The organism is Caballeronia arationis, assembly GCF_001544975.2.
Taxonomy (GTDB): Bacteria; Pseudomonadota; Gammaproteobacteria; order Burkholderiales; family Burkholderiaceae; genus Caballeronia; species Caballeronia arationis.
In genome coordinates, this window is the sequence record NZ_FCOG02000038.1 from 55,775 (window position 1) to 63,006 (window position 7,232).

Sequence of the window (7,232 nt, forward strand, 5' to 3'; positions counted from 1 at the left end):
GCCGTCGGCTCCGCTGTGGCGTCCGGCTCAGTCGAACGAATACACGAAGTCGTCTGCGCTCGCCGACAGACGAATGCGCGCGAGCGCGCCGCCTTCGGTGAGCCGCGTCAGATACTCCGTGGAAATGCGCGGCAGCACGGTATTGGTGAGCAACGCGTCGATCACGCGCCCGCCCGATTCGGCCTCCGTGCAGCGCGAAACGATGAGCCGCACGGCGTCATCGTCATAGTCGAACGGGATGCCATGATTGTCCGCGACCCGACGCCGGATGCGCTCGAGCTGAAGCCGCACGATGTCGGCCATCATCGCGTCGGAGAGCGGGTAGTAGGGCACCGTGACGAGCCGCCCGAGCAGGGCGGCTGGAAACACGTCGAGCAGGGGCTTGCGCAACGCGCGCGCGAGGTCCTCCGGCGCGGGCGCGCTGGCGGGATTGCGGCACATCGACATGATGAGGTCCGAGCCGACATTCGAGGTGAGCAGGATGATCGTGTTCTTGAAGTCGATATAGCGGCCTTCGCCGTCTTCCATCCAGCCCTTGTCGAAGACCTGGAAGAAGATCTCGTGCACGTCCGGATGCGCTTTCTCCACCTCGTCGAGCAGCACGACGCTATAAGGGCGGCGGCGCACGGCCTCGGTGAGGATGCCGCCTTCGCCGTAGCCCACGTAACCGGGAGGCGCGCCCTTTAGCGTGGAGACAGTGTGCGCTTCCTGGAACTCGCTCATGTTGATCGTGATGACGTTCTGCTCGCCGCCGTAGAGCGTTTCGGCGAGCGCGAGCGCGGTTTCGGTCTTGCCGACGCCGGACGTGCCGGCGAGCAGGAACACGCCGATCGGTTTGTCGGGATTGTCGAGCCGCGCGCGCGATGTCTGAATGCGCTTCGCGATCATCTCGAGCGCATGGCGCTGCCCGATCACGCGCTTGTCGAGCGCATCGGCGAGATTCAGCACGGCCGCGAGTTCGTTTTTCAGCATGCGTCCGACGGGAATGCCGGTCCAGTCCGCGACCACGCCGGCAACCACGCCTGCGTCAACGCTCGGCAGGATGAGCGGGGCATCGCCCTGAAGTTCTGCGAGGCGCGCTTTCAGTTCGGCGAGCCGGGCGAGCAGGGCGCCGCGCGACGTTTCGGGAGGCGGCGGCGAAGACGGGATCGAGGACGAGTCATCGGTTGGCGGCGCATCCACTGCTTCGCCCTGTTCGCGCAACGACGCGCGCAGCGAAAGCAGTTCGTCGACGACGCCTTTCTCTTCGTTCCAGCGCGCTTCGAGTCCGCCGAGCGTGTCGCGTTCCCGCGCGAGCGATGCGTCGACGTCCGCCGTGCGCGTGCCCACATTGACGCCGACATTCGCCTCCCGCGCGACGATCTGCGCTTCGACTTCGAGCGCCTCGATGCGGCGGCGGCAATCGTCGACCTGCGGCGGCGTCGCGTGCTGGCTGACCGCCACGCGCGCGCACGCGGTATCGAGCAAGGACACCGCCTTGTCGGGCAACTGCCGCGCGGGAATGTAGCGATGCGACAGCCGCACGGCCGCCTCGATCGCCTCGTCGAGCAGTTGCACGCGATGATGTCCTTCGAGCACGGCCGCTACCCCGCGCAGCATGCGGACCGCTTTTGCCTCGTCCGGCTCGTGGACCTGCACGACCTGAAAGCGTCGCGTGAGCGCGGGGTCCTTCTCGATGTGCTTCTTGTACTCGGCCCAGGTCGTTGCGCCGATGGTGCGCAGATCGCCCCGCGCAAGCGCCGGCTTGAGCAGATTGGCCGCGTCGCCGGTGCCCGCTGCGCCACCCGCGCCGACGAGCGTATGGACCTCGTCGATGAAGAGGATCACGGGCTTAGGACTCGCCTGCACTTCCTCGACGACCTGACGCAGGCGCTGCTCGAATTCGCCTTTCATGCTCGCGCCCGCCTGCAAGAGACCGAGATCGAGCGAAAGCAGCGCGACTTCGCGCAAGGGCGGCGGCACGTCGCCGCGCACGAGCCGTTGCGCGAACCCTTCGACCACCGCCGTCTTTCCTACGCCCGCCTCGCCGGTGAGCAGCGGATTGTTCTGCCGCCTGCGCATCAAAATGTCGACGAGCTGACGAATCTCCTCGTCGCGGCCGGTAACGGGGTCGAGCTTGCCGTTGCGCGCTTTTTCGGTGAGGTCGGTTGCGTACTTGCGCAGCGCTTCCTGCTTGCCCATGCTGGCCGGGGCAGGTTGCTCGTCGCTCGCGGTCGTCTGCGGTTCGGCTTCATCTTCCTCGACGGAATCCGCGACGATGCGCGCGAAATTGTCCGAGAGGTCTTCCGGCTTGATTCGCTCGAACTGCCGCGAGATGCCGAAGAGCACGCTGCGCAGGCGCTGCGTCTTGAGGATGCCGACCAGCAGGTGGCCGGTACGCACCTTCGTTGCGCCGAACATCAGCGTGCCATAGACCCAGCCGCGTTCGATCGCATCGGTGATGTGCTCGGAGATATCGGATATCGACGTCGCGCCGCGCGGCAGGCGATCGAGCGCCGCAGTCATCTCGCGAGCGAGCGTGGCGGCGTCCACGCCGTAATGGGCGATGATCCGCTGCAAGTCGGAGCGCGGCGTTTCGACAATCTGCATGAGCCAGTGTGCGAGCTCGACATAAGGATTGCCCCGCATCTTGCAATAGACCGCCGCGCTTTCGACGGTCTTGTAGCCGAGCCTGTTGAGCTTGCCGAACAGCGCCACGCGACTGATTTCCGCCATCGTCCGACTCCCTTCTTCCATGGGCGCGTGCCGACCGAAGGCGCGTCCTCATCCGATAAGACGGCGCTGCGGCGCCTATTTTTCAACGCGTTTGCTTCGATGCGCAATCGCCGTAGCTCTGCGTGCCGCTTCAAGGCGTTTCAGGCGAGATGCGCATCGGCGTCGAGGGCGAGGTCGGTGCAATCGGCGTGACGGTCCGCGAGACCCAGCCACGCCGAATAGCCCAGACGCCCATAGCGGCCCGGTTGCGCGGTGGGCACCTCGGCCGCCACGAGCACGAGTTGCGCGTCCCATGTCAGTTCGCCGTTGAGATGCTGGCGAACCAGCGCTACGAGCGTCGGCAGTGCCGCGCCGCCCGGCAGCAGCGACTCGTACTGCGCAAGGGACAACGGCCCGATCACCAGGCGAAACGCATGCTGGCGGTCCCACACGGAGGCGCCCAGCACGGCACCCTGCCCGAGTTGCGCGAGGCCCGTGGTGTCCGGCGACCAGCGCGCCGTGCGCCAGCGCAACGCGGTTCGTTCCTCGCGCTGCAGGGTCATCCAGTGACCCTGATACGGCTCGACGCGCACGGGCACGCGCAGCATCGCGGACGCGATCGCTTCGAGCACGTCGGCGGGGCGCGTCTGCATGTTAATGAGGCCCGCGAAATGCAGCTTCGCGTGACTCGAAACGGCATCGCGATTGCGGGTGGTTTCATCGGCGAGCCCGATCAGCGCGCCGGCATAGAACGCGAACCGGTCGTGCTCGGGACGATCCAGGCCGTTGACCGGCCGCCCCTGCGCCCACGCGCGGTAGAACAGCAGCAGGAAGCGATGCAGCAACATGTCGAGCAGACGCGCGAACGTCAGGTCGCCATGATGCAGCGCGCGTTCGCGGGCGAAGTCGGTCAGATGCAATGGCAACGGCCCGTTCGGGCCGAGGTAGCCGAAAAAGCGCTGCTCGAGCCGCGGCGCCGGGTCGACGTCCTTGCGGGTGAGCGCCGCGAGCGGCGCGGGCGCGAAGGCAAGCGACACGTCCTGCGCGAGACGCAAGGGTTCGTCGGCCGGACGCGCGCCGCAGCCAAGGCGCGGTAGCTGCGGCGTGAGTGCCTCGATGTGCCGCATCAGCCGATAGAAATCGTGACGGTGCGGCGCGGCGGCGACGGCGTCGAACAGGTCGAGCAGCGCGCGCATGGACTCCTCCCGCAACGGGGCTTCGTGCGCGTCGTCGGCCGTTGCCGCGCTCAGAAGATGGCTCTCGTGCCGCATCGTGGAGGCAGGCGCAGGATTTCGCCGCGTGCGCTCGTCGCGAGGACCGTTTGCACGAACGAATTGATCGACACGTAACGCGAGAAGAAGCGGTCGAGCACGCAGCCGAAGAGCCACGCGCTCGCGCCCTGAAAGGCGAGATCGTCCACGACGATATGGATCGACAGGCCGCGCCCGAACGCGATCGGTCCCGGCATCGGGAGGCGGCGCACGACTGGCTTCGCTTCGACGGACACGACGCCGGCGACCTGGCTACGGCCCGCCTGGTCGGCGGGCGGAACGTGCAGCATCAGCAGCGCGCGCAACGCCGCCGCTGCCTCGCGCGGGCCGTTGCAGAGCGACAGATAGTGCAGCGACAACTGATCGATCAGCCGCCAGCCTTGTCCTGCATCGAGGCTCACCGGAGCTGGACGCGACGGGCCGCTCACGCATTGCACGGTGCACACGGGCGCGGCGATGTCGAGCGAGAAATCGCTTCCCGCACCGCTTCGCTGCATCATGAGCGGCAGGTCGCGATTGGTGCATAGCGTGGCGAACGCGAGTTGACGCAGCGTCCCGCGATACGGCGCGGCGTTCGGATCAACAATCGACACGTACGTCTCGCTGCCGATGTATTCCGTGCGCGCACCGCTCTTGCGCCGTCCGGCGGGCACGATGCGCGGTTCGCGCTCGATGGTGAAGTAGGCGGCGTCGCCCGGGCGGTCCGCGAGAAAATCTGCATAGAACGGATAAAAGGTTTGCTCGGAGTCGTCGTGCGCACCATAACCTGATACGGCGGTGACCGAGTGCACTTCGAAGTCGAGCGGATGCGTGCGGTCGGGAACCACGTGAAAGCGCGCACTCGCTTCCGTCACGAGCGCGCGGTCCGCCTGCTTCGGAAAGAGATTGATCGCAGGGACGCAGTCAAGCAGCACGTGCTCTTTCGCGACGATTCGTTCGAGCGATGCAACGCCCGTGGCAAAGAGAAGCGTCAGTTCAATTTCGCGCGTCGGAAACGACGGCAGGACGCTTTCGAGCCCCTCTATGCGCGCGAAGCGAAAGCGTTCGGGCAGCGCGAAATATTCGTGCAGCACGCGATAGCCCTCAAACGCATTCGGCGTGACGGGCAGGAGCGCTTCCTGACCGGTGAACCCGGGCAGCGTCACGGCATCGCCGGGCAGGGCCGCGAGGGCACGGCTCGCGGCATCGCCGGGCAGGGCCGCGAGGGCACGGCTCGGGCGCTCGGGCGTCGATACGACGATGGCAAGCGTGTCACCCAGGACGAGTTCGAAGAGCCGGTATGCCGTTTCGTCGCCGCCCGCGAAGTAAAGACTCAACGCATCGAGACGCAGCGCGTCGAACGACAGGCCTTCCGGCGTCGCGAGGCGGATGCGCAACGCGCCTTTGACGCGATGCGCGAGCGCCTGCGTGGCGGGCATCGCGGCGAGCGGCAAATCCTGCACTTGCGCCAGATAGCGGGCCTCGGTCAGCTCGATCGGCCAGAGCCTGAGATCGGCGCTCGTGCGGAACTCGCAGGGCGTCGTTTGCGGCGGCGCGCGGCTCGCGAAAAGCGCGGTATGGCGCGGGACCGTAAAGCCTTCGGTGAGATTCGGACTGGTGAGATCGGGCGCGAGGCGCGCGATCAGCATCGCGGGCGTGGGACAGGCGGCCTGCGGCAGCACGACGTGCGTCAGTTGCTGCGTGAAGCGCGGAAACTCTTCTTCGAGCTTCAACTGCACGCGCGCGGCAAGAAACGCGGTGCCTTCGAGCAAGCGTTCGACATACGGATCGGCCACGTCGATGCCGCTCATCCCGAGGCGCGCGGCGATCTTCGGAAACTGCTGCGCGAACTCCGCGCCCATCTCGCGCAGATGCGCAAGTTCGGTGTTGTAGTGGCGAAGGAGACGCGGATCCATGAGTGTGTCCGGGCGTCAGCGCGCCAGTTCCATGACCGTGATGCCGCCTTCCTCGAGGTCGATCTGCGTGCGCAGCGCAAATTCGAGCGGCACCGGCTGCGCCCACAGCATGCCACGGATCACGAGCGCGATCTGGTTATGCATGTCGAGCACGGAGCGGTCGAGCACCGGCTCGATCTCGAGCGTCGCCGGATCGATGCGCGGCTCGAAGCGTTCGATCGCGTGGCGGATCGCCTGTTCGAGCAGCACGGCGTCGATCGTCGACGCGAAGCGCCCAGACAGGCACGGCAAGCCGTAATTGAGCACCGACGCAAACGCGTGTGGATAGCGCTCCTCGGCGATCGCGTCGCCTAGGTTGGTCGTGTTGAAAAGCCACGACAGGTCGCGCAGCACGGCCGCGCGCAAGCCGCGATGCGTCATGAAGCGCTCGCCGGGGGGATCGGCGCGGGTCGCGGGATCGTGATCGATCAGGCGGTCGAGCAGCGACGGCTGCAGGCGCTCTACTGCTCTGGGCTCGTTCATCGGCACGGGTTCCGGTTCATGGCGGTCCGGCTGGACGCGCGTCAGCTCACGCGCCGCGCGGACACGTCGAGCGCAAAGGTCACTTCCGCGCCGCGGCTGCCGGTTGCGGTTTGCGGGGCGCACGTCATCGTGAGCTGCTGGGCGGACAGCTCGAAGATCTCGCACGGCCGGCCGAGCCGCGCGCTCGTGTAGATCTGGTAATTGCGGATGTACACCTGCTCGAGCTTCATCGAGAGGAACTCGATCTGCACGCCGTGAGCGGTGCCGGCCGACTTGAAGCACTTGATCTGCGCGAGCGTGAGCAATTCGGCCTGCGCACAGAGCTTCGCAAGGACGGGCGACGCCGAATCCACCGTCTTGATCACGCCGAGAGCCGTCACGCGCATGTCGCTCGCGTTGAGCGCGGCGGCGTGCGGCGCGGCATCGTAGCCTTGCGCCCAGCGCCAGCCGTGGATCTGCATGGGCGTGTCCCAGTCGCCGCGCTTGTTGGCTTCGCCCTTGACCGGCGTATTGCTGCGCTTAGGGACGACCTGCAGAAACATGTCGTCCGCTTCCGTGAGCGCAAGCTGATCGAACTGGCGCAGGCTGTCCAGCGTGAGGATGCTTTCGAAGCGCTGCTCGCGTACATCGGTGCCTGGCATCGTTCTGATCCGGTAAGCAGGGTGCTGATGAGAAGACGGCACATGTGGGGCGATTTTTAAGTTGGCGGCCTCAAAAGTGAGGTGCAACACTTATTTCGTATAAGGTGTTGCAATGCCCGACAAAACTACTTCATACCAGCACCTTCAACCTGAAGAACGCCTCGCCATCGCAAGCCTACGACTGCAGGACGTGAGCATTCGGGCCATGG

At 66.3% G+C, this 7,232-nt stretch carries 5 protein-coding genes; all 5 read right to left on the bottom strand.

The annotated features are described in order from the left end of the window. Positions 1–27 precede the first annotated feature (27 nt). Positions 28–2,715 carry a type VI secretion system ATPase TssH gene (gene tssH, locus AWB81_RS22235; RefSeq protein WP_062638713.1) on the bottom strand — a complete coding sequence of 896 codons (2,688 nt, stop codon included), beginning with the start codon at positions 2,713–2,715 and terminating at the stop codon, positions 28–30. A gap of 140 nt (positions 2,716–2,855) precedes the next feature. Beyond that, a complete protein-coding gene (tssG, locus tag AWB81_RS22240) occupies positions 2,856–3,890 on the bottom strand; it encodes a type VI secretion system baseplate subunit TssG (RefSeq protein WP_062638721.1) in 1,035 nt (344 codons plus the stop codon). Between the two features lie 50 nt (positions 3,891–3,940). Further along, positions 3,941–5,860: a type VI secretion system baseplate subunit TssF gene (gene tssF / locus AWB81_RS22245; protein ID WP_062638714.1), complete on the bottom strand. Its 1,920-nt coding sequence runs from the start codon at positions 5,858–5,860 to the stop codon at positions 3,941–3,943. 15 nt (positions 5,861–5,875) lie between these two features. Beyond that, positions 5,876–6,382 carry a type VI secretion system baseplate subunit TssE gene (tssE, locus tag AWB81_RS22250; RefSeq protein WP_062638715.1) on the bottom strand — a complete coding sequence of 169 codons (507 nt, stop codon included), beginning with the start codon at positions 6,380–6,382 and terminating at the stop codon, positions 5,876–5,878. A gap of 41 nt (positions 6,383–6,423) precedes the next feature. After that, positions 6,424–7,023 (bottom strand): type VI secretion system tube protein Hcp, encoded by a 600-nt coding sequence (locus AWB81_RS22255; protein WP_062638716.1) that lies wholly within the window; start codon positions 7,021–7,023, stop codon positions 6,424–6,426. Positions 7,024–7,232 lie beyond the last annotated feature (209 nt).